21 protein-coding genes, 3 tRNA genes and 1 rRNA gene are annotated in these 18463 nt (G+C 40.4%); 14 read left to right on the top strand and 11 right to left on the bottom strand.

Going from position 1 to position 18463, the window contains the following annotated elements:
* Window positions 1-143 precede the first annotated feature (143 nt).
* The 9 genes from iscX to trmJ form a co-directional block, all read right to left on the bottom strand.
* Entirely contained in the window at window positions 144-338 is a 195-nt protein-coding gene (iscX, locus tag EDC44_RS12340) for a Fe-S cluster assembly protein IscX (RefSeq protein ID WP_131979507.1), read from the bottom strand.
* A gap of 1 nt (window position 339) precedes the next feature.
* Window positions 340-681, bottom strand: a complete 342-nt coding sequence (gene fdx / locus EDC44_RS12335; protein WP_131979504.1) for an ISC system 2Fe-2S type ferredoxin — start codon at window positions 679-681, stop codon at window positions 340-342.
* 20 nt (window positions 682-701) lie between these two features.
* A complete protein-coding gene (gene hscA, locus EDC44_RS12330; RefSeq protein ID WP_131979501.1) occupies window positions 702-2552 on the bottom strand; it encodes a Fe-S protein assembly chaperone HscA in 1851 nt (616 codons plus the stop codon).
* Between the two features lie 20 nt (window positions 2553-2572).
* Complete coding sequence (hscB, locus tag EDC44_RS12325; RefSeq protein WP_131979498.1) at window positions 2573-3091, bottom strand: Fe-S protein assembly co-chaperone HscB; 519 nt, start codon at window positions 3089-3091, stop codon at window positions 2573-2575.
* Window positions 3092-3093: 2 nt separating this feature from the next.
* A complete protein-coding gene (gene iscA / locus EDC44_RS12320) occupies window positions 3094-3405 on the bottom strand; it encodes an iron-sulfur cluster assembly protein IscA (protein WP_424276117.1) in 312 nt (103 codons plus the stop codon).
* Between the two features lie 81 nt (window positions 3406-3486).
* Window positions 3487-3870: a Fe-S cluster assembly scaffold IscU gene (iscU, locus tag EDC44_RS12315; RefSeq protein WP_131979491.1), complete on the bottom strand. Its 384-nt coding sequence runs from the start codon at window positions 3868-3870 to the stop codon at window positions 3487-3489.
* Between the two features lie 93 nt (window positions 3871-3963).
* A complete protein-coding gene (locus tag EDC44_RS12310; protein ID WP_131979488.1) occupies window positions 3964-5178 on the bottom strand; it encodes an IscS subfamily cysteine desulfurase in 1215 nt (404 codons plus the stop codon).
* A gap of 56 nt (window positions 5179-5234) precedes the next feature.
* Entirely contained in the window at window positions 5235-5723 is a 489-nt protein-coding gene (gene iscR / locus EDC44_RS12305; protein ID WP_131979485.1) for a Fe-S cluster assembly transcriptional regulator IscR, read from the bottom strand.
* A 65-nt stretch (window positions 5724-5788) separates the two neighbouring features.
* Window positions 5789-6529, bottom strand: a complete 741-nt coding sequence (gene trmJ, locus EDC44_RS12300; protein ID WP_131979482.1) for a tRNA (cytosine(32)/uridine(32)-2'-O)-methyltransferase TrmJ — start codon at window positions 6527-6529, stop codon at window positions 5789-5791.
* A gap of 165 nt (window positions 6530-6694) precedes the next feature.
* Between trmJ and EDC44_RS12295 the strand changes: the two genes are divergently transcribed.
* Both EDC44_RS12295 and EDC44_RS12290 read left to right on the top strand, forming a co-directional pair.
* The gene (locus EDC44_RS12295) at window positions 6695-7108 is read left to right on the top strand and encodes a CidA/LrgA family protein (RefSeq protein ID WP_131979517.1); all 414 of its coding nucleotides are present in this window, start codon (window positions 6695-6697) and stop codon (window positions 7106-7108) included.
* A gap of 3 nt (window positions 7109-7111) precedes the next feature.
* The gene (locus EDC44_RS12290) at window positions 7112-7804 is read left to right on the top strand and encodes a CidB/LrgB family autolysis modulator (protein WP_131979479.1); all 693 of its coding nucleotides are present in this window, start codon (window positions 7112-7114) and stop codon (window positions 7802-7804) included.
* Between the two features lie 317 nt (window positions 7805-8121).
* Here EDC44_RS12290 and hemL read toward each other — a convergent pair whose 3' ends face one another.
* Window positions 8122-9405, bottom strand: a complete 1284-nt coding sequence (gene hemL / locus EDC44_RS12285) for a glutamate-1-semialdehyde 2,1-aminomutase (protein WP_131979476.1) — start codon at window positions 9403-9405, stop codon at window positions 8122-8124.
* Window positions 9406-9567: 162 nt separating this feature from the next.
* Here hemL and wecA point away from each other — a divergent pair, with 162 nt between their 5' ends.
* Window positions 9568-10647, top strand: coding sequence for a UDP-N-acetylglucosamine--undecaprenyl-phosphate N-acetylglucosaminephosphotransferase (gene wecA / locus EDC44_RS12280; protein WP_131979514.1), 1080 nt, complete (start codon window positions 9568-9570; stop codon window positions 10645-10647).
* A 57-nt stretch (window positions 10648-10704) separates the two neighbouring features.
* Window positions 10705-10839 carry a hypothetical protein gene (locus EDC44_RS13360; RefSeq protein WP_279388383.1) on the top strand — a complete coding sequence of 45 codons (135 nt, stop codon included), beginning with the start codon at window positions 10705-10707 and terminating at the stop codon, window positions 10837-10839.
* Here EDC44_RS13360 and EDC44_RS12275 read toward each other — a convergent pair.
* The gene (locus tag EDC44_RS12275; RefSeq protein WP_131979511.1) at window positions 10836-11585 is read right to left on the bottom strand and encodes a YdcF family protein; all 750 of its coding nucleotides are present in this window, start codon (window positions 11583-11585) and stop codon (window positions 10836-10838) included. The two genes, EDC44_RS13360 and EDC44_RS12275, sit on opposite strands and share 4 nt — an antisense overlap.
* A gap of 79 nt (window positions 11586-11664) precedes the next feature.
* Here EDC44_RS12275 and EDC44_RS12270 point away from each other — a divergent pair, with 79 nt between their 5' ends.
* From EDC44_RS12270 to EDC44_RS12225, 10 genes are all read left to right on the top strand, one after another.
* On the top strand, window positions 11665-12633 hold the full coding sequence (locus tag EDC44_RS12270; protein ID WP_131979473.1) for a polysaccharide pyruvyl transferase family protein: 969 nt from the start codon (window positions 11665-11667) through the stop codon (window positions 12631-12633).
* Window positions 12623-13831 carry a lipopolysaccharide biosynthesis protein gene (locus EDC44_RS12265; RefSeq protein WP_131979469.1) on the top strand — a complete coding sequence of 403 codons (1209 nt, stop codon included), beginning with the start codon at window positions 12623-12625 and terminating at the stop codon, window positions 13829-13831. Before EDC44_RS12270 ends, EDC44_RS12265 begins: the two co-directional genes overlap by 11 nt.
* Window positions 13832-13923: 92 nt before the next feature.
* Window positions 13924-14706, top strand: a complete 783-nt coding sequence (locus tag EDC44_RS12260) for a glycosyltransferase family 25 protein (RefSeq protein ID WP_131979466.1) — start codon at window positions 13924-13926, stop codon at window positions 14704-14706.
* Entirely contained in the window at window positions 14706-15893 is a 1188-nt protein-coding gene (locus EDC44_RS12255; RefSeq protein ID WP_131979462.1) for a hypothetical protein, read from the top strand. The genes EDC44_RS12260 and EDC44_RS12255 overlap by 1 nt, the downstream gene beginning before the upstream one ends.
* The gene (locus EDC44_RS12250) at window positions 15886-16773 is read left to right on the top strand and encodes a glycosyltransferase family 2 protein (protein WP_131979459.1); all 888 of its coding nucleotides are present in this window, start codon (window positions 15886-15888) and stop codon (window positions 16771-16773) included. Before EDC44_RS12255 ends, EDC44_RS12250 begins: the two co-directional genes overlap by 8 nt.
* Entirely contained in the window at window positions 16773-17579 is an 807-nt protein-coding gene (locus EDC44_RS12245) for a glycosyltransferase family 2 protein (protein WP_131979456.1), read from the top strand. The genes EDC44_RS12250 and EDC44_RS12245 overlap by 1 nt, the downstream gene beginning before the upstream one ends.
* 139 nt (window positions 17580-17718) lie before the next feature.
* Window positions 17719-17795 (top strand) — tRNA-Arg (locus tag EDC44_RS12240).
* A gap of 25 nt (window positions 17796-17820) precedes the next feature.
* Window positions 17821-17896, top strand: a tRNA-His gene (locus EDC44_RS12235).
* Between the two features lie 22 nt (window positions 17897-17918).
* Window positions 17919-17995 (top strand) — tRNA-Pro (locus EDC44_RS12230).
* Window positions 17996-18153: 158 nt separating this feature from the next.
* Window positions 18154-18463: ribosomal RNA gene (locus EDC44_RS12225) — 16S ribosomal RNA — on the top strand; the annotation flags it as partial.

Genomic DNA, 18463 nt, shown 5'->3' with positions numbered 1-18463 from the left:
AAATGACTGCTTGTGTGGTTATCTGAAAGGGAATATCAAGAGAAAGGTGAAAAAAGTAAAAAGATAAACCCACTTTTATCAAATTGCTTTGAAAAAGTGGGTTTGTCAGTAGTCTGATACCGCACATTAAGTGCGGTATCTTTTTACTCAAATTCTTCTAACCATTTCAATAAAATCGCTTCAAGGATTTTTTCATTGGATTTTTCCGGATCATCGTTGAAGCCGTCCAGTTGGCAAATCCATTGATGTAAATCCGTAAAACGTACGGTTTTCGGGTCTAAATCCGGATTTTGGTCGTACAATGCTTCGGCAATTTCTTGACTGTCTGTCCATTTCATTTTAATGATTCTCTTCTCGTGCATGATTTAATGAATATTTCGGAATTTCAATCACCAAATCTTCATCACCGACAATACATTGGCAGCTTAAACGGCTGTCCACTTCCAAACCCCAGGCTTTATCCAGCATATCATCTTCCTGATCCGTACTTTCGTTTAAGGAATCGAATCCTTCACGCACGATAACGTGGCAAGTGGTGCAGGCACAGGAGCCGTCGCAAGCATGTTCGATTTCGATACCGGCTTCCAAGGCTTTTTCCAATACATTATCGCCTTTGGCAGCATCGACCACCATACCCTCCGGACAAATGGTTTCATGGGGTAAAAATACAATTTTTGCCATTAGATTATTTCCTAGTTATTTCATTCGATTTCATTCACAGAATGCCCTTGCAACACTGAGCGGATAGATTTATCCATACGGCGGGCGGCAAATTCTTTGGTGGCGCTATCAAGATCTTTAATGCCTTGTTTGATGGCGAACAGATCATCTTGTTGTTTTAATTGTTCCAATGAATCTAAGGCATTTTTCACCGCACTTAATTCATCATTATTGAGTAAATCCTGATCGTAACGTAATGCGGAACGCACACTTTCCAGCACCCGTTCGGCTTCCACGCGTTGTTCTGCCAACTGGCGGGCTTGGAAATCTGCTTTGGCATTGTGCATGGAGGCTTTCAACATATTGCCGATTTCTTCATCCGTTAAGCCGTAAGACGGTTTCACTTGAATGGAGGATTGCACGCCGGTGGATTTTTCCATAGCGGTTACGCTTAATAAACCGTCCGCATCTACTTGATAAGTCACACGAATATGAGCCGCACCGGCCATCATCGGCGGAATGCCCCGTAAGGTAAAACGGGCAAGAGAGCGACAGTCTGCCACCATTTCCCGTTCACCTTGCACTATATGTACCGACATTGCGGTTTGACCGTCTTTGAACGTAGTAAATTCCTGTGCACGGGCAACGGGAATTGTGGTGTTGCGCGGAATAATTTTTTCCACCAGGCCGCCCATAGTTTCAATGCCAAGGGAAAGCGGGATCACATCAAGCAACAGCATTTCGCTGTCCGGTTTATTACCTACTAAAATATCCGCTTGCACGGCAGCACCGAGTGCTACAACTTTATCGGGATCAATGGAGGTTAACGGCGTTTTACCGAAAAATTCGCCCACTTGTTCACGCACATAAGGCACACGGGTTGAACCGCCGACCATCACCACTTGTTGCACTTCGTTGACATCCACTTTGGCATCTTTTAATGCACGACGACAAGTGAGTAGGGAACGTTTGACTAACGGGTGAATTAAGGCATTAAATTCAGCTTTACTGATAGAACCTTGCCAATCTTGATATTGAATAGCAATGTGATCTTTATCCGTTAACGCAATTTTAGTTTGTGTGGCCAATTCTATCAGTTGGCGTTGCTCCTGATCGTTTTTCGGTGCAATAGCAGATTGTTGTACAATCCAATCAGCCAATAAATGATCGAAATCATCACCGCCGAGTGCCGTATCGCCCCCCGTAGCCAGTACTTCAAATACGCCTTTGGATAAACGCAAAATGGAAATATCGAAAGTACCACCGCCTAAATCATACACGGCGATTACACCTTCTTGTCCGCTGTCTAAACCGTAGGCAATAGCCGCTGCAGTAGGTTCGTTTAATAAACGCAATACGTTTAAACCGGCCAATTTTGCTGCATCTTTGGTGGCCTGACGTTGGGCATCATCAAAATAAGCAGGCACGGTAATCACCACGCCGGACAATTCACCGCCCAAACGTTGTTCTGCAAGTGCGGTCAGTTTTTTTAGAATTTCTGCGGAAATTTCAATGGGAGAATATAAGCCTTGTACCGTGCGGATCAAAGGCAAATTGTTTTCGCTGGCTTCAAATGAATAAGGCAAATTCGGATAACGTTTTGCTACATCAGCCAAAGAGCGACCGATTAGACGCTTAACAGAAATCACGGTATTTTGCGGATCTTGGCTTGCTAATGCGCCGGCTTCATAACCCACAAGAATATTATCAGGTTGAAAATGCACAATCGACGGCAACAAAGGACGATTTTTCTCATCTTGTAAAATATCCGTTTTGCCGCTGCGTACCGTGGCAACTAATGAATTTGTAGTACCTAAATCAATGCCTGCTGCCAAACGATGTTGATGTGGTGCGGCACTTTGTCCCGGTTCGGCGATTTGTAATAATGCCATTATTTTCTCTTTAATCTTGCTTAAAAATCGAATATTGCTTCTTCAATACGTTCGATTTCTTGTTCTAATTTTTTAACGAATTTTAAACGATCAATATGTAATTTTGCTTGTTGCCATTGTTGAGCCTGCAATGATTGCTGAAGTTCGGTCAGTTCTTGCGAATTTACTTGTGTCAAGGTTTGTTGTAGCTCGGCGAGAGCCGCTTCATCTTGCGATTGCTCAATGCTTTCCAATTGTTCCCGCAGTTCCATTTGCTGCATTAAAAAGGTCAGATCCTGTATGGTGTTTTCTTTATCAATTTCTTGCTGAGTACCGATTTCCACTAAGGCTTCTGCCCGTAAGATGTGATCTTTTAATTTTTCATAAGCATCATTGATTTGAGCAGATTGCTGCAAGGCTAATCGCTGTTCCTGTTCGGATTTTGCGGCAAAATTATCCGGATGCAAAGCACGTTGCAAACGCAAATAACGAGTGGATAATTCGTTATTATCTACTTGAAAATCTAAAGGTAAATCAAATAACTGAAAAATATTTTGCATAATTAAACACTAAAACTTTCACCGCAACCGCATTGGTCTTTCACATTCGGGTTATTGAATTTGAACCCTTCGTTCAAACCTTCTTTCACAAAATCCAATTGTGTGCCGTTTAAATAGACTAAACTTTTTTTATCCACAATCAGATTAACACCGTGTTGTTCGAATACTTCGTCATCTTCGTTAAGTTCATCAACAAATTCAAGCACATAAGCCAAACCGGAACAGCCGGAAGTTTTAATGCCTAAACGCAAGCCCAATCCTTTTCCGCGGTTGTTTAGAAAATTTCTGACATGATTGGCAGCACTTTCGCTCATACTCACAGAAGCATTTTCAGCATTTTCTACAGTAAATTTTTCTACGCTCATTTTATTTTGTCCTTTTACGACAATGAAATATTACTCTGCTTTTTTCGCTTTATAATCAGCGATAGCGGCTTTGATGGCATCTTCCGCTAAGATAGAGCAGTGGACTTTAACCGGCGGCAGTTCTAATTCTTCTGCGATTTGGCTGTTTTTGATTGAACCTGCTTCATCTAAGGATTTGCCTTTCACCCATTCGGTAATTAATGAACTGGATGCAATGGCAGAACCGCAACCATAGGTTTTAAATTTTGCATCTTCAATAATGCCGTCGTCGTTTACTTTAATTTGCAATTGCATTACATCGCCGCAAGCCGGTGCACCTACCATACCGGTGCCGATATCTGCTGATTTTTTGTCAAATGAACCTACGTTACGTGGGTTTTCATAATGATCGATTACTTTTTCGCTATATGCCATTTTGTTGTTCCTTTGTCTTTTTTAAATTGTTCGGATTTGCAAAATATTTTCTGTGGGCACAACGTAGTAAACACAGAAAAATATTTTAGCAAATTAGTGGTGAGACCACTCGATTGTACTTAAATCAATTCCTTCCTTAAACATATCCCACAACGGAGAAAGTTCGCGTAATTTTGTTACGGCTTTTTTCACTAATTCGATAGTGTAATCAATTTCTTCTTCTGTGGTATAACGACCTACCGTGAAACGGATTGAGCTGTGTGCCAATTCATCGTTTAAGCCTAAGGCTCGTAATACATAAGACGGTTCAAGGCTGGCGGATGTACAGGCCGAACCGGATGAAACTGCGATATCACGCAATGCCATCATCAAGGATTCGCCTTCCACAAAATTGAAGCTGATATTTAAGTTGTTATCTACACGATGTTCCATTGAACCGTTTACGTGGGTTTCTTCAATTTCTTTTAAGCCGTTGTACAAGCGATCACGTAATGCTTTCAAACGTAGCATTTCAGTAGCCATTTCTTCTTTGCAAATACGATATGCTTCACCCATACCTACAATTTGATGTACCGGCAATGTACCTGAACGCATACCGCGTTCGTGCCCGCCGCCGTGGATAATCGCTTCTAAACGCACACGTGGTTTACGGCGAACATACAAGGCACCAATCCCTTTCGGTCCGTACACTTTATGACCGGACATTGACATTAAATCTACTTTTAATTCCTCTAAATTAATCGGTAATTTACCTACGCTTTGAGTCGCGTCCACGTGGAAAATGATTTTACGTTCGCGGCATAATTCACCGATAGCGGCGATATCTTGCACTACACCGATTTCATTGTTCACGTGCATAATGGACACTAAAATCGTGTCGTCACGCATGGTATTTTTTAATTCTTCTAAATCCACTAAACCGTCTGCCTGCGGCGCCAAATAAGTGACTTCAAAACCTTCACGTTCTAATTGGCGGCAGGTATCTAACACCGCCTTATGTTCGGTTTTGCAAGTGATGATGTGCTTGCCTTTGGTTTGATAAAAATGTGCGACACCTTTAATGGCTAAGTTATCCGCTTCTGTTGCACCGGATGTAAACACGATCTCACGTGAGTCCGCACCGATTAAATCCGCAATATGGTTACGAGCCACATCAACAGCTTCTTCCGCTTGCCAGCCAAATTTATGCGAGCGGGATGCCGGATTACCGAAAATTCCATCGAAAGTCAGGTATTCCATCATTTTTTTCGCTACACGTTCGTCCACAGGGCAAGTTGCCGCATAATCTAAATAGATTGGTAATTTCATTTTTATTCCTTTGTTACATTAAAATTTGCGCTTTTTTGACCGCACTTTTAAATTCTTTAAGCATTAGAGAGCAAAATAGTTTCTAAATTCTGATATGTTGAAGGCGATTTATTTTCCCCGTGAGAATGGGATTTTGCGTGTGATGTACGCTGATTCACCAATTCTGCCAAAGTAATATTATTCAGAAAATCTTCAATACGCTGACTTAGCTGATCCCATAAAGAATGGGTTAAACATTCCACACCGTTTTTACAATCGCCGCGACCGAAACAACGGGTGACGTTTACATTTTCATTTACAGCGGAAATCACCATTGCAACGGAAATTTGAGTCATATCAAGACCTAATTGATAACCGCCCCCCGGACCGCGTACACTTTTTACTAAGCCGTGACGACGCAATTTGGCAAAGAGTTGCTCTAAATAGGAAAGTGAGATATTTTGTCTTTCCGAAATATCCGCTAAGGTGACGGGACCGTTATTGGCGTTGAGTGCAATATCTAAAATTGCAGTAACCGCATAGCGTCCTTTAGATGTTAATTTCATTCTATTTTCCTTTAAATAGGGCAAATTGCTTATGATTTTACATAACCCAGCAAATTAGTCAATTATTAGCTATCGCCTTTGTTGTTTGAAATAGTGCTGAATAATGCTTTTTCAACGGCGGTTAACATACCGCGTAAAATATTCAGCTCATTTTTTTCTATTTGAGCTCGATTATATAAACGCCGTAATTTTTGCATAACCCCTTGATTTTGAATAAATCCGAGCCGTTTATAAAGCTGTTCCGTATGCTGATAAAAATACGCTAATTCCTGTGCTGTTGGATTGTTATTTTCGATAGCTGAAATCGGTTTATCTTGTTGATCAAGCCACGCCATGCGAATTTCATAGCTCACTAATTGTACAGCCATGGCTAAGTTCAATGATGAATATTCGGGATTAGCGGGAATATTCAAGTGATATTGGCATTTCAACAATTCGTCGTTTGTTAAACCGATACGCTCGCGCCCAAAAACAATGGCAATTTGACCGCACTTTGCTTGCTCGACGGCTTTTTTTCCGCACTCCCGCGGTTCAATCAAACTGCTTTGCAAATGGCGACTGCGGGCACTGCTGCCAATTACTAGAGAACAATCCGCCACCGCCTCATCAAAGGAATTAAAAATTTGTGCTTGCATCACCACATCATCTGCACCTGCCGCCAAAGCAATAGCTTGTTTATCAATGCCTTGTTTCGGTGAAACCAACCGTAAACTGTGCAGCCCCATGGTTTTCATGGCTCGTGCAGCCGAACCGATATTGCCGGAATGGGAGGTTTCAACCAATACAATATGAATATTTTTCAGCATAATAAAATCACTAATTTTAACAGTGCGGCAATTATAACATAATAACCGTAAAAAATAGTCAGGAATTTTTAGAAAATAATTTCATTAACAAAATACCCAAATAAGAGTAAAATCAAAATTAATTTATTTTTTATTAATAAATTTGAGAGTATTGGGATGGAAAATATAGCAAAAATGCTGTTTGATTTATGTCGTTCCTTGGCTATTCTATTTTTAATGTTGTTTCTCGGCGAGTGTATCTCAGGATTTATTCGGATTGGCGTGCCTGCGAGTATTTGGGGATTATTGCTGTTATTTATTTGTTTGGTTGTCAGGATCATTAAATTACATTGGATTGAATTTTCAGCTAAATTACTTATTCGTTATATGGCGGTGTTATTTATTCCTGTGAGTGTGGGGATTATCAAATATTCCGATTTATTGATGTCGGAAGCCAAAGCTTTATTGATTCCTAATATTGTCAGCACTTGTATAACATTAGTGGTGATTGGTTTTCTGTCCGATTATATTTTTTCCCGTAGTTCTTTTAAACATTTGCGTAAAAAAGTGCTTAAAAGACAAGCTAAAAACAATGTATAACGGATGGCTGAAATGATTTATTTATTGACATTATTAACTATTTTGGCATTTACCCTTGCGGTAAAAATTAATACAAAATTAAAATCTGTGATACTCAATTCTTTTGTGTTGAGCGTGTTGATTTTAATTGCCCTATTGTTGTCTTTCGACATTCCCTATGATACCTATATGCAAGGCAATGCACCGCTAAATAATTTGCTCGGTGTGGGGGTGGTTGCCCTGGCATTACCGTTTTATGAACAACTGCCGCAAATTCGCCGTCAGTGGCGGGGGATTTTGTTGGTCACTACCGTGGCTTGCGTTTTTTCCATGTTGACCGGAGCCGGATTAGCATTATTGCTTGGTGCTTCGCCTGAGATTGTTGCTTCTGTACTACCAAAATCGGTGACAACGCCAATCGCAATGGAAATTGCCAAAAATGTGGGAGGGCAACCCGCAATCGCAGTGGTCGGCGTGATCGTAGCCGGATTGCAAGGCTCGATTTTCGGTTATGTGGTGATGAAAAAATTAGGCATGCAATACGAAGAATCCGTCGGGCTATCAATAGGTGCCGTTTCTCACGCTTTAGGCACTGCTTCATTGATGTCGCAGGCTCAAAAAGCAGGCAGTTACAGCTCATTATCCTTAGTATTATGCGGAATTCTCAGTTCATTACTGGCACCATTCGTTTTTAAATTAATTTATTTAGCCATATGATTTTGCCGAAAGTGCGGTTGGTTTTTAGTAAATTTTTTATGAATAAATCTTGAAATTGTGATTACGATCACATTTTTATTTGATGGAATTTTATACTATAAATGGCAGTAAAAGTTACTTTGATATAACAAGATTGTATGGAGGTAATGATTATGTTAGAGCTATTGAGCACCGAAATTTCAATTATCGCATTATCAGTTATTTATTTCGGCATTGTGCTGGATGAATATTTAAATTGTGATGATGCGGATCTTATTTAGAAACAACCGCACTTTTAGTTAAAAAGTGCGGTTGTTTTTTTTAGCTGATTTTCAACCTTATTTCAACATTGCAAATACTTTATCCGCTACGGCCAATGTGTGGTCGATATCTGCATCGGTGTGAGCTAAAGACATAAATCCGGCTTCAAAAGCGGATGGGGCGAGATAGATACCACCGTCTAACATACCGTGGAAAAATTGTTTGAATTTTTCTACATCGCAAGTCATTACATCCGCATAGCTGGTGATTTCGGCTTTGTCCGTAAAGAATAAACCGAACATACCGCCCACATAATTCACCACAAACGGAATGCCGTGTTTATCTGTTAAGGCTTTTAAACCTAAGGATAATTTTTCAGTAAGTTGAGCTAAACGGGCTTCATTGCCCGCTTGGCGTAATTCGGTCAGGCAAGCAATACCGGCAGACATTGCGATTGGGTTGCCGGACAGGGTACCCGCTTGATACACCGGGCCGGTCGGTGCGATAAATTGCATAATTTCTTTTTTTCCGCCGAACGCGCCCACCGGCATACCGCCGCCGATAACTTTGCCTAGTGTGGTTAAATCCGGTGTTACACCATAATAGGCTTGTGCTCCGCCTAATGCAACACGGAAACCAGTCATTACTTCGTCGATAATAAACACTGCACCGTATTGTGTACAGAGTTCGCGTAGGCCTTGCAGGAAGCCTTTTTGTGGCGGAATGCAGTTCATATTACCGGCAACGGGTTCGACGATTAAACACGCGATTTCGTCAGGGTGTTGTTCAAAGGTTTGCTTGACGGACTCTAAATCGTTGTAGGTACAAGTCAAGGTGTGTTTGGCAAAATCAGCCGGTACGCCCGGTGAACTTGGCTGGCCTAATGTTAATGCCCCTGAGCCGGCTTTTACCAACAGGGAATCGGCGTGACCATGGTAACAACCTTCAAATTTAATGATTTTATCCCGACCGGTATAACCGCGAGCCAAACGGATAGCGGACATTGTAGCTTCGGTGCCGGAACTCACCATTCGCACCATTTCAATGGAGGGCATAATATCGCGGACTAATTCCGCCAAGTCAATTTCCAACGCGGTCGGAGCACCAAAACTTAAACCGTTTTCCACCGCACTTTTGACCGCATTAAGAATATTCGGGTGATTATGACCTAAAATCATCGGTCCCCAAGATCCCACATAATCCACATATTGCTTGCCTTCCGTATCATAAATATAGGCTCCTTTTGCACGTTCGATAAATATCGGCGTACCGCCCACACCTTTGAATGCACGAACAGGCGAGTTCACACCGCCGGGGATCACTCGTTGAGCACGGGTATATAAATCATTTGAAGTGGTCATTATTTTTCCTGTTTTGATAGTTACACAAAATTTGCGGGATATTTTACTGCAAAAAGAGAGAAATTTTTAGCAAAAGTTTTGTTTTATGCTATTCTTGACGAACTTTTGATCCTGCTGCTGTCTAAGCAAAGTAATCATTCAGAATTAATCCATTTAGATATTATGTGGTTCAGTTTAATATTAACATTTATTAGTGCATTTCTTGCCTTATTGGTGGCAAGACCCATTGCCGAGAAAGTGGGTTTAGTGGATAAACCCAACTATCGCAAGCGTCACCAAGGCGTGATTCCGCTTATTGGCGGTATTTCCTTTTTTATCGGTAATCTCTGTTTTAATTTATTGGAATGGGATCAAATGCGATTGCCGCAACTGTATTTGTTTTGTGTAATTGTGTTATTGGTTATCGGAGTGTTGGATGATCGCTACGATGTCAGCCCGTTTTTGCGCGCGGGGATCCAAGCCGGTCTTGCGGTACTGATGATTTATTTTGGCGATGTGTATCTGGATAATCTCGGTCAAGTTATCGGTCCGTTCCAAGTGCAACTGGGTTTTATCGGCATTATTATCACGATTTTTGCCACCATTGCGGTGATTAACGCGTTTAATATGATTGACGGTATTGACGGTTTGTTGGGCGGATTATCCGGCGTGTCGTTTATTGCAATGGGCATTTTGCTGATTATGGATAATCAAATGGATCTGGCTTTTTGGTGTTTCGCTTTAGTTTGTGCCATTATCCCTTATGCGATGTTTAATCTGTGTGTATTCGGGCAAAAATTCAAAGTATTTATGGGAGATTCTGGCAGCACCTTAATCGGCTTTACGATGATTTGGATTTTACTATTAAGCACCCAAGGACAAGGCCATCCGATGAATCCGGTAACGGCATTGTGGATCATTGCTATTCCGTTGATCGATATGGTAGCGATTATTTTTCGCCGTTTAAAAAAAGGCAAAAGTCCGTTTCGACCGGATCGTTTGCATATTCATCACCTGATGGTGCGTGCAGGGTTAACATCTCGTCAGGCTTTTTTATTAATTACTTTTTTCTCCGCTTTGTGTGCCGGTTTCGGTATTTTGGGCGAAGTGTATTACATTAACGAATGGATAATGTTTGTTTTATTCATCGGGCTATTCTTTATGTATTCTTATTCTATCGTGCGTGCATGGCGTGTAACCCGTTTCTTGAAACGAATGAAACGCCGTGCTTCCCGCCGTAACAAAATGCAACAAGCAGAATAATAACAATGACGGAACCGGTTCAAACCAAACAAGGCGGTGTGTGGATAGCCCGTGGCGATGAACGGCAACAATGGGGAAAATAAAGACTTAACCGCACTTTACAAACGGATTTATTGCCGAAATTTTAGTTCGGCAAGATATCGTGAAAGAATGGGCGAAATTCCAAAATCAAACGGCGGAACAAATGGTTAAAACCCTTTTTCTTTAATATAACCCAGCCATTCTTTAAACATTTGGGCGTTTGCGTTTAATGCTGATGCTTGCGGAATAAAGTACATATAATTGAGTTCATAGCTGTTCGGCGTTTTTCCTTGTCCTATACTGGCGGGCAACACGTCAAAACCTTGGCGTTCAAACAGCATTTTGGCTCGTTGCATATGCCATTGGTGAGTGACTAAAATAATACGCTTAATATCGTCTTTTTTCAGTAACTCGGCGGAATATGCCGCATTTTCTTTGGTGTTTTTAGCGTGATTTTCCAACCATTTTACTGGTACATTAAAGAAATCTTGTAATTCTGTCGCCATTACTTTGGCTTCTGATGTGCCGTTTGGACTGGAACCGGTGATTAAAATCGGCAAATGGGTTTGATGGTATAAATAAGCGGTGTAGCGTTCCCGTTCCAACGTAATGGGTGCTACGGCCAGAGAGCCGGAAAGTTCTTTGCTGTCACGCAAACCGCCGCCAAGCACCACAATGGCTTGGGCGGATTGATAATCTTGCAAGGTCAGGTTATCTTCCACCGTCAAACTGTCATTGAGTTTTTGCGATGTATAAAGAATACTGGAAGCATATAGCACCGCAAGGCTGAAAATTGCGAAAAAATAACCGCACTTTCTGCGATTAAGGCGGATAATAATTAATCCCAGAATAAATAAAATCATCGTACTCGCGGGCGGTAGGATAAGTGCGGTGAGAATTTTGCTCAGTTCAAACATTTTTTTGTGCCAAATAATAAATAATGCCACATTATTCATAAATTAGTTTGGTTACGCAATATTTTAGGTTTAAAAACATATGAAAAACGAAATTTTACTGTCTTTGCAACAGCAACTTAAAGCCATTGCGGATTTGATTAATGATAAAAACGACGTGCTGTATTTTGATTATCCGCTACATCTCAATGTTGGGGATTTATTAATTTATGCCGGTACGGAGCAGTTTTTTAAAGATTATCAAATTAATGTGCGATTAAGACGGGCATTACAGGCATTTGATATTCAGGAAGCGGCAAAATACATTGAACCAAAGACCACGATTTTATGTCACGGCGGGGGAAATTTTGGCAGTTTATACCCAAGTATTCACAAACTTAGAGAAGATTTGGTTACTCATTTTCCTAATAATCGTATTATTGTGTTACCGCAAACGGCCTATTTCGCCAATGAAGCGGATATGCAACAGTCAGCGAAAATTTTTGTTCAGCATAAAGATTGCCACTTATTTGCCCGCGATAGCAAAACCTATGAAATTATGCAAAATTTTTCCGATAAAGTACAATTGTCACCGGATATGGCTCACCAGCTCTATGGCACGTTACCACAAAAATCGGCGAAAAGTGCGGTGGAAAATACCCTTTATTTTTTACGCAAAGATATTGAGGCAAGTAGTTTGGAAAAGACTATCCAAAGTCAATTAATATCATTGGAAAATGTAAAAGACTGGGAAGATATTCTATTGCCATCCGATATGAAAATTGAGTTATGGTGCAGTCGCATTTCACGTATTGCCAATAAATTTAAATTGGGCTGGTTGAAAGATCGGATTAATAATTTTTGGTATCAACACTCTTTGAAAGTGATCGAACGTTGTCAGAATGTGTTTTTGAGCTACGATCAAGTGATCACCAGTCGCTTACATGGTCATATTTTCTCTTGCCTGCTAGGCTTGCCGAATCAAGTCTGCGATAATTCCTACGGCAAAAACAGCGGTTATTTTAATCAATGGACAAAAAATATTTATTACACAAAACGTTATGAAAACTGATCGCCATTTATTGGTGCTTATCGCCACCACGTTATTCAGTGCCATATTAATGATGGCGAGTTCTTTCTTACTCGCCCGTTTGCTGTCGGTAGATGACCGTGGGATTTTTCAACTGTTCGTCACATCCGTCACTTATTTAGCCACACTGGGAGCGGGAGGGGTAGGTTTTGCTTTCACCATCGCAATGCGGAAAAAACAGTATTTGCACTGGCAACGCTACTTGGCGGTGTTCTTAATTTACAGTGTTCTCGCCGGCTATATTGCCTTGTTTTTTATTGATTTGAATCAGGTGACGGTGTTGTTTATTTTAAACGTGTTGCTCACCACGATTTTTAATATCACTTTAGAAAAAAGCAAAATTGATTCTCAGCTGAAAATCTACCGCACTTTGGTGTTACAACAGCCGTTATTTGCAGTAGTGTTTTATGGTTTATGCTATTTTGTGTTTGGCGAGCAGTCGTTGGATTTGGTGTTAAAATTATTAACCGCAGTTTCTGCCATTCAAGCAATGTGCTGTCTGTTTTATTTGCACCGTATTGATAACAAGTTCCGCAGTCGGCATCCGAATCAATTAAAACCGATTGAGTGTGTGTTTTTCTTGAAAACTTGGCTGAAACAGAATTTATTTCAAGTATTTGGTGCAACGGTGACGAATATTGATAAGTTCTTGATTGTGGCATTAATGGGTAATTATACGCTAGGTTTATACACGGTTTGCATTGCTTTTGATGCCTTGGCGACGCGTTTTATCAATATGCTGGTGGATTATTATTACGCCGGATTATTAAACCGCCTGAATCGGATCAAATCCGTGCTGGCGGTGATTGTGTTAATGTCCGTGGCAACCTTAATTTTAGTGCCCTTATTGGCAGAGCCTGTGGTGCGTTTTTTCTTTAGCGAAAAATATGTGGAAGTCGCCCCGTTTTTAGTATTGTTTATTATTAATTCTATTTTGGCGGGATTATCTTGGGTGTTGTCGCAAAAAATGTTGATTTTAGGCAAACAGATTTTGCTATTCACCCGTCAGGTGATTTCCATTTTAGTGTTTGTGGCCTTATTCTATCTGTTTTGCGAACAGCAATTATTGGGTGTGGCTTATGCCTTAATCGGAGGCAGTTTGACCCGATTGGTGATTTCTTTAATCTACTATTATAAATTTCCGCTAAATGATGTGGATAAATCGGCAACAACAATATAAAAATGCGGTGTTGCAAAAACATTTTTAAACGTTGACTATGCCAATGATTTTGTTAAGAGGGAGTAATCCGCTTTTAACGGATTAGGAGTAATATGAAAAAATATTTAATTTCTTTAGATAAAGACATTAAACGTCGCGAAATCTTTTTTGCTCAGCCGGATACGGTAGATTTTGAGATTTTTCGTGCCGTCAATATGATGGATAAAACCGAACAGGATTTTCCGCAACTTTTTGATGTGCAAGGATTTCAACAACGTTATGGACGAGCCGTTACCCGCGGTGAGATTGGCTGTACCTTAAGTCATTTAACTGTGTATCGGCAAATTCAGCAAGATCCGACAATTCAGAATGACGAGTTTGTGCTGGTATGCGAAGACGATGCCTTGTTTGCGGAGCATTTTGCTCAACATTTAAATACTATTATTCAACAGAATATTCAGGCGGATATTATCTTGGTAGGGCAGTCTAAAATTGCTACCTTTAATAATGTGGAATTGGAAATCAATTACCCGACCACCTTTAAGCCTTGGCAGAAAAAATTAGGTCAATCGGATTATACTTATAGTTTGCCCTATAAAAATTATTTTGCCGGAACAGTAGCTTATTTAATTAAAAAATCGACAGTAGATAAATTTCTAAATCCTTTAAAAAATAATCCGTTACCTTATTGGCTAGCGGACGATTATATTTTATTCGGCAATGAATTTACTGTAAAAACGTTGGTAATCCGACCGCTCTTATGTATCGAAAATCCGATTTTAGAAAGCAACTTATCGGGAGCAAGAAAAGATTTGGCAAATAATTTATTGAAAAAGGTAATTAAATATCCGCTGAAAAAGTTATTAGCGATTAAACGAAATTTGGGAAATCAATAATGTCTGCGTTGGTAAATTTATTTTATTTGTACGATCCTTGGTTCAACCATTTTTTCCGCATGTCATTTTTTACAGGGATTTTGGCTTGCAGTGTGTTGCTGTACAAAATCTATAAAAAGCAATTACCGCAAGGCATCCGAATTCCCTTGGATAGTATCGCAGTGATTATGGCATTGATTGTGTTGAGCATGATCCCGCTATTGATTAACGGTACAAGGGATTTCACTGTGGTGGCGATGTATTGCAAAACATTGATTTTATTTGTGTTTGCACTAGCTATTTATAATCTGTTTTATTGTAATCAAAAACAGCGTTTTATCACTGATCTGCAAAGCGGAATTGCGGTTCAAACCATTTTAGGCATCGGCGCTTTAGTGGGTGCAGGGATTTTTATTGATTTCCTGCTTTCCGTACATAGTATCATGCCGAGATTTTACGGTTCAGAACAGGAATATCGGCTTTATAATTTAACATCATCCACTTTTTTCCAACTGAGTATTTTCTATTTGTTATTGCTACATTTTTTATTGGCTTATAATAAAGAAACAAATAATCAGACCAGTTGGTGGCTGTTACCTTTATTGCTTATCGGCGTGATTTCCGGCAGAACGTTTTTTATGTTTTCCATTATCAGTATCGCGCTTTATTTTAAATGGCGGTATGTGCCGTCACTCATCGCTTATGCGGCCATAATTTTGTTCTTAGCCAAATTCTATCCGGAAAACCGCTATGTGGAACACGCCTTAGAACCGGTGATTAACTTGTTAAACGGTGGTTCGGAATTAAGTTCATCGACTACCACATTGATGAATAAACATTTATTTATGCCGGAAATCAAACAAATCTTAATGGGCGACGGTTATTATTTTACCGCAGATAAAAGTTATTACGGCGGTTCGGATTCCGGTTTCATTCGCCAAGCCTTATATGGTGGGATCGGTTATATGTTGGTTTGCTTCCTGTTTACTGTCTATTTTATTTGGCGAGTGGCGACAAATTGGTTCAACGGGCAAGGAAAGTGGATTTTTGCCTTATCAACATTAGGTTTGCTCACGATCTTTAATGTAAAAGCCGATACTTACGCCTTTCCCGGCATAATGCTGGTGTTATTAATGTTGCTCTCTTTATTTGGCGAACAGGGCAAACAGATTATTTTATTTAAGCAAGGAAAAACGGAAAATGTTTAGTATTATTGTTCCTTCTTATAATCGTAATGCGGAAGTCAATGCATTGCTTGACAGCTTGACGCAACAGACATTGCAAAATTTTGAAGTGATTATTGTGGACGATTGCTCTTCAAATCCGGTGAAAATTGACCGCACTTTTCCTTTTGCCGTGCAGGTGATACGCAATCAAACCAATCAAGGTCCGGCGGAGAGCCGTAATATCGGAGCAAAAAGTGCGGTCAATAATTGGTTATTATTTTTGGACGACGATGATCGTTTTGAAAATGAAAAATGCCGAGTTTTAACTGCGCATATCCAAGCCAATCCGCAAGTGAATTTTATGTATCACCCGGCAAAATGCGTGATGGTTAATGAAGGCTTTACTTACTTTACCAAACCTTATGCGGATATTTCACAACTGACTATTGAGAATATTCTGCATGGCAATAAAATCGGCGGAATGCCAATGCTGGCCATAGATAAACAGTTATTTTTTGCTGTGGGCGGATTATCAGATCAACTGAAAGCTTTGGAAGATTATGATTTTGTGCTGAAAGTGTTAAAACATCCGGATTTTTCACCGCACTTTGTAGCAGATGCACTGACTTGCTGTTTCTTTCACACTAAAGTGGCGAGTGTGTCAAAAAATATCAACAATACCGAGCAAGCGTTGGCTTACATTAAAGCCACTTATGCCAAAACCAACGAACAAATACAAAATTTGGAACAAAACGGCTTTGCGATTTTAGCCTATCCCTATTTAATGAGTTTATCACGCAAAGCATCCGGCTACTATTTTAGACAGGCTACTTACAAAGGCTTCAATGTGAAAACTTTTATTGTGGCGTGTATCAGTTTGCTGTCACCAAAACTTGCCGTGAATTTAAAAAGGTTTATTTAATGAAATTTTCCGTATTGATGTCCCTTTATATTAAAGAACAACCGCAATTTTTAACGGAGTGCTTTGAAAGCCTGCTTGCTCAAATCGTACGGGCGGATGAAATCGTGTTGGTTTTTGACGGGCAAATTACCGCAGAATTGCAAGCGGTGGTAACGCAATATCAAAATCAATTGCCGATTCGTATCATTCCGTTAGAAAGAAATGTAGGTTTGGGTAAAGCATTAAACGAGGGGATTAAACATTGCCGTAACGAATGGATTTTCCGTATGGATACGGATGATATTTGTCATCCGAAACGTTTTGCCAAACAAGTCGCGTTTATCGAACAGCATCCTGAAGTGGATATTTTTAGTACGTGGTTGGTGGAATTTGAGAACGATATTTCACAGCTCAAAGGGGAACGTAAAGTGCCTGTTCAAGCAGACGAAATAAAACGTTATGCACAATTACGCAGCCCGTTTAATCACCCGTCGGTGGCGTATCGCAAAAGTATGTTGGAAAAAGTGGGCGGTTATCAGCATCATCTGTTTTTAGAAGATTATAATTTGTGGTTGCGAATCATCGCGCAAGGCTACAATGTAGCAAATATGCCGGAAGTGCTACTTTATATGCGGGTCGGCAACGGAATGGTGAAACGGCGTAAAGGCTGGACCTATTTCAAAAGTGAATGGCAGTTGGCACAGCTTAAATATCAGCTAAAACTGACTAATTGTGCGATTATTTTCAGCCATTTTTTACTGCGTGGCTTGCCGAGATTGTTACCTACGGGATTGTTGACGGTAATTTATAATCGACTGCATAAGTAAATATGGTGATAAATGAACATAAAAGGATAGAAAAATAATCGTTTTGCATAAAATTACAACAAAAGATAAAAAAATTAAAAAAAGTGCTAGACAAGTGTTGTAGAAATCCTTAATATACGCCCCTGCAACGACGCAGCACGCGTTCGTAGCTCAATTGGATAGAGCGTTGGCCTCCGGAGCCAAAGGTCGCAAGTTCGAATCTTGTCGAGCGCGCCAGAGTCAATGCAAGTCTAATTCAATGGTGGCTATAGCTCAGTTGGTAGAGCCCCGGATTGTGATTCCGGTTGTCGTGGGTTCAAGTCCCATTAGCCACCCCAATTTACTTTTTAAGTAATCCGTCGGCGAGTAGCGCAGCTTGGTAGCGCAACTGGTTTGGGACCAGTGGGTCGTAGGTTCAAATCCTATCTCGCCGACCAATTTTTTGCTCTTTAACAATATAATCAGACAATCTGTGTGGGCACTTGTAGATGGATTTTGAAAAACTATTTTAAATTTTGAAGTCTTAATAAGTGTCAACTTGAAATTCATTTTAGAATGATTTTTTATAGTCAGTATTTATTGAGCGATTAAACTTGAATTGAAGAGTTTGATCATGGCTCAGATTGAACGCTGGCGGCAGGCTTAACACATGCAAGTCGAACGGTAGCAGAAAGAAAGCTTGCTTTCTTTGCTGACGAGTGGCGGACGGGTGAGTAATGCTTGGGAATCCGGCTTATGGAGGGGGATAACAACGGGAAACTGTTGCTAATACCGCGTAATATCGAGAGATTAAAGGGGGCTTTTGGCTCCTGCCATAAGATGAGCCCAAGTGGGATTAGGTAGTTGGTGGGGTAAAGGCCTACCAAGCCCGCGATCTCTAGCTGGTCTGAGAGGATGACCAGCCA

The sequence above is a fragment of the Cricetibacter osteomyelitidis genome (assembly GCF_004340985.1).
Classification (GTDB): domain Bacteria; phylum Pseudomonadota; class Gammaproteobacteria; order Enterobacterales; family Pasteurellaceae; genus Cricetibacter; species Cricetibacter osteomyelitidis.
Note: the sequence above shows the minus strand (reverse complement) of the source record. Positions and strands in the feature narration are given on the sequence as shown.

Bases quoted from the DNA above. Each gene is read 5' to 3' on its own strand.
- iscX (WP_131979507.1), bottom strand. From the start codon at position 338: ATGAAATGGACAGACAGTCAAGAAATTGCCGAAGCATTGTACGACCAA.
- fdx (WP_131979504.1), bottom strand. From the start codon at position 681: ATGGCAAAAATTGTATTTTTACCCCATGAAACCATTTGTCCGGAGGGT.
- hscA (WP_131979501.1), bottom strand. From the start codon at position 2,552: ATGGCATTATTACAAATCGCCGAACCGGGACAAAGTGCCGCACCACAT.
- hscB (WP_131979498.1), bottom strand. From the start codon at position 3,091: ATGCAAAATATTTTTCAGTTATTTGATTTACCTTTAGATTTTCAAGTA.
- iscA (WP_424276117.1), bottom strand. From the start codon at position 3,405: ATGAGCGAAAGTGCTGCCAATCATGTCAGAAATTTTCTAAACAACCGC.
- iscU (WP_131979491.1), bottom strand. From the start codon at position 3,870: ATGGCATATAGCGAAAAAGTAATCGATCATTATGAAAACCCACGTAAC.
- EDC44_RS12310 (WP_131979488.1), bottom strand. From the start codon at position 5,178: ATGAAATTACCAATCTATTTAGATTATGCGGCAACTTGCCCTGTGGAC.
- iscR (WP_131979485.1), bottom strand. From the start codon at position 5,723: ATGAAATTAACATCTAAAGGACGCTATGCGGTTACTGCAATTTTAGAT.
- trmJ (WP_131979482.1), bottom strand. From the start codon at position 6,529: ATGCTGAAAAATATTCATATTGTATTGGTTGAAACCTCCCATTCCGGC.
- EDC44_RS12290 (WP_131979479.1), top strand. From the start codon at position 7,112: ATGGCTGAAATGATTTATTTATTGACATTATTAACTATTTTGGCATTT.
- hemL (WP_131979476.1), bottom strand. From the start codon at position 9,405: ATGACCACTTCAAATGATTTATATACCCGTGCTCAACGAGTGATCCCC.
- wecA (WP_131979514.1), top strand. From the start codon at position 9,568: ATGTGGTTCAGTTTAATATTAACATTTATTAGTGCATTTCTTGCCTTA.
- EDC44_RS13360 (WP_279388383.1), top strand. From the start codon at position 10,705: ATGAACGGCAACAATGGGGAAAATAAAGACTTAACCGCACTTTACAAA.
- EDC44_RS12275 (WP_131979511.1), bottom strand. From the start codon at position 11,585: ATGTTTGAACTGAGCAAAATTCTCACCGCACTTATCCTACCGCCCGCG.
- EDC44_RS12270 (WP_131979473.1), top strand. From the start codon at position 11,665: ATGAAAAACGAAATTTTACTGTCTTTGCAACAGCAACTTAAAGCCATT.
- EDC44_RS12265 (WP_131979469.1), top strand. From the start codon at position 12,623: ATGAAAACTGATCGCCATTTATTGGTGCTTATCGCCACCACGTTATTC.
- EDC44_RS12260 (WP_131979466.1), top strand. From the start codon at position 13,924: ATGAAAAAATATTTAATTTCTTTAGATAAAGACATTAAACGTCGCGAA.
- EDC44_RS12255 (WP_131979462.1), top strand. From the start codon at position 14,706: ATGTCTGCGTTGGTAAATTTATTTTATTTGTACGATCCTTGGTTCAAC.
- EDC44_RS12250 (WP_131979459.1), top strand. From the start codon at position 15,886: ATGTTTAGTATTATTGTTCCTTCTTATAATCGTAATGCGGAAGTCAAT.
- EDC44_RS12245 (WP_131979456.1), top strand. From the start codon at position 16,773: ATGAAATTTTCCGTATTGATGTCCCTTTATATTAAAGAACAACCGCAA.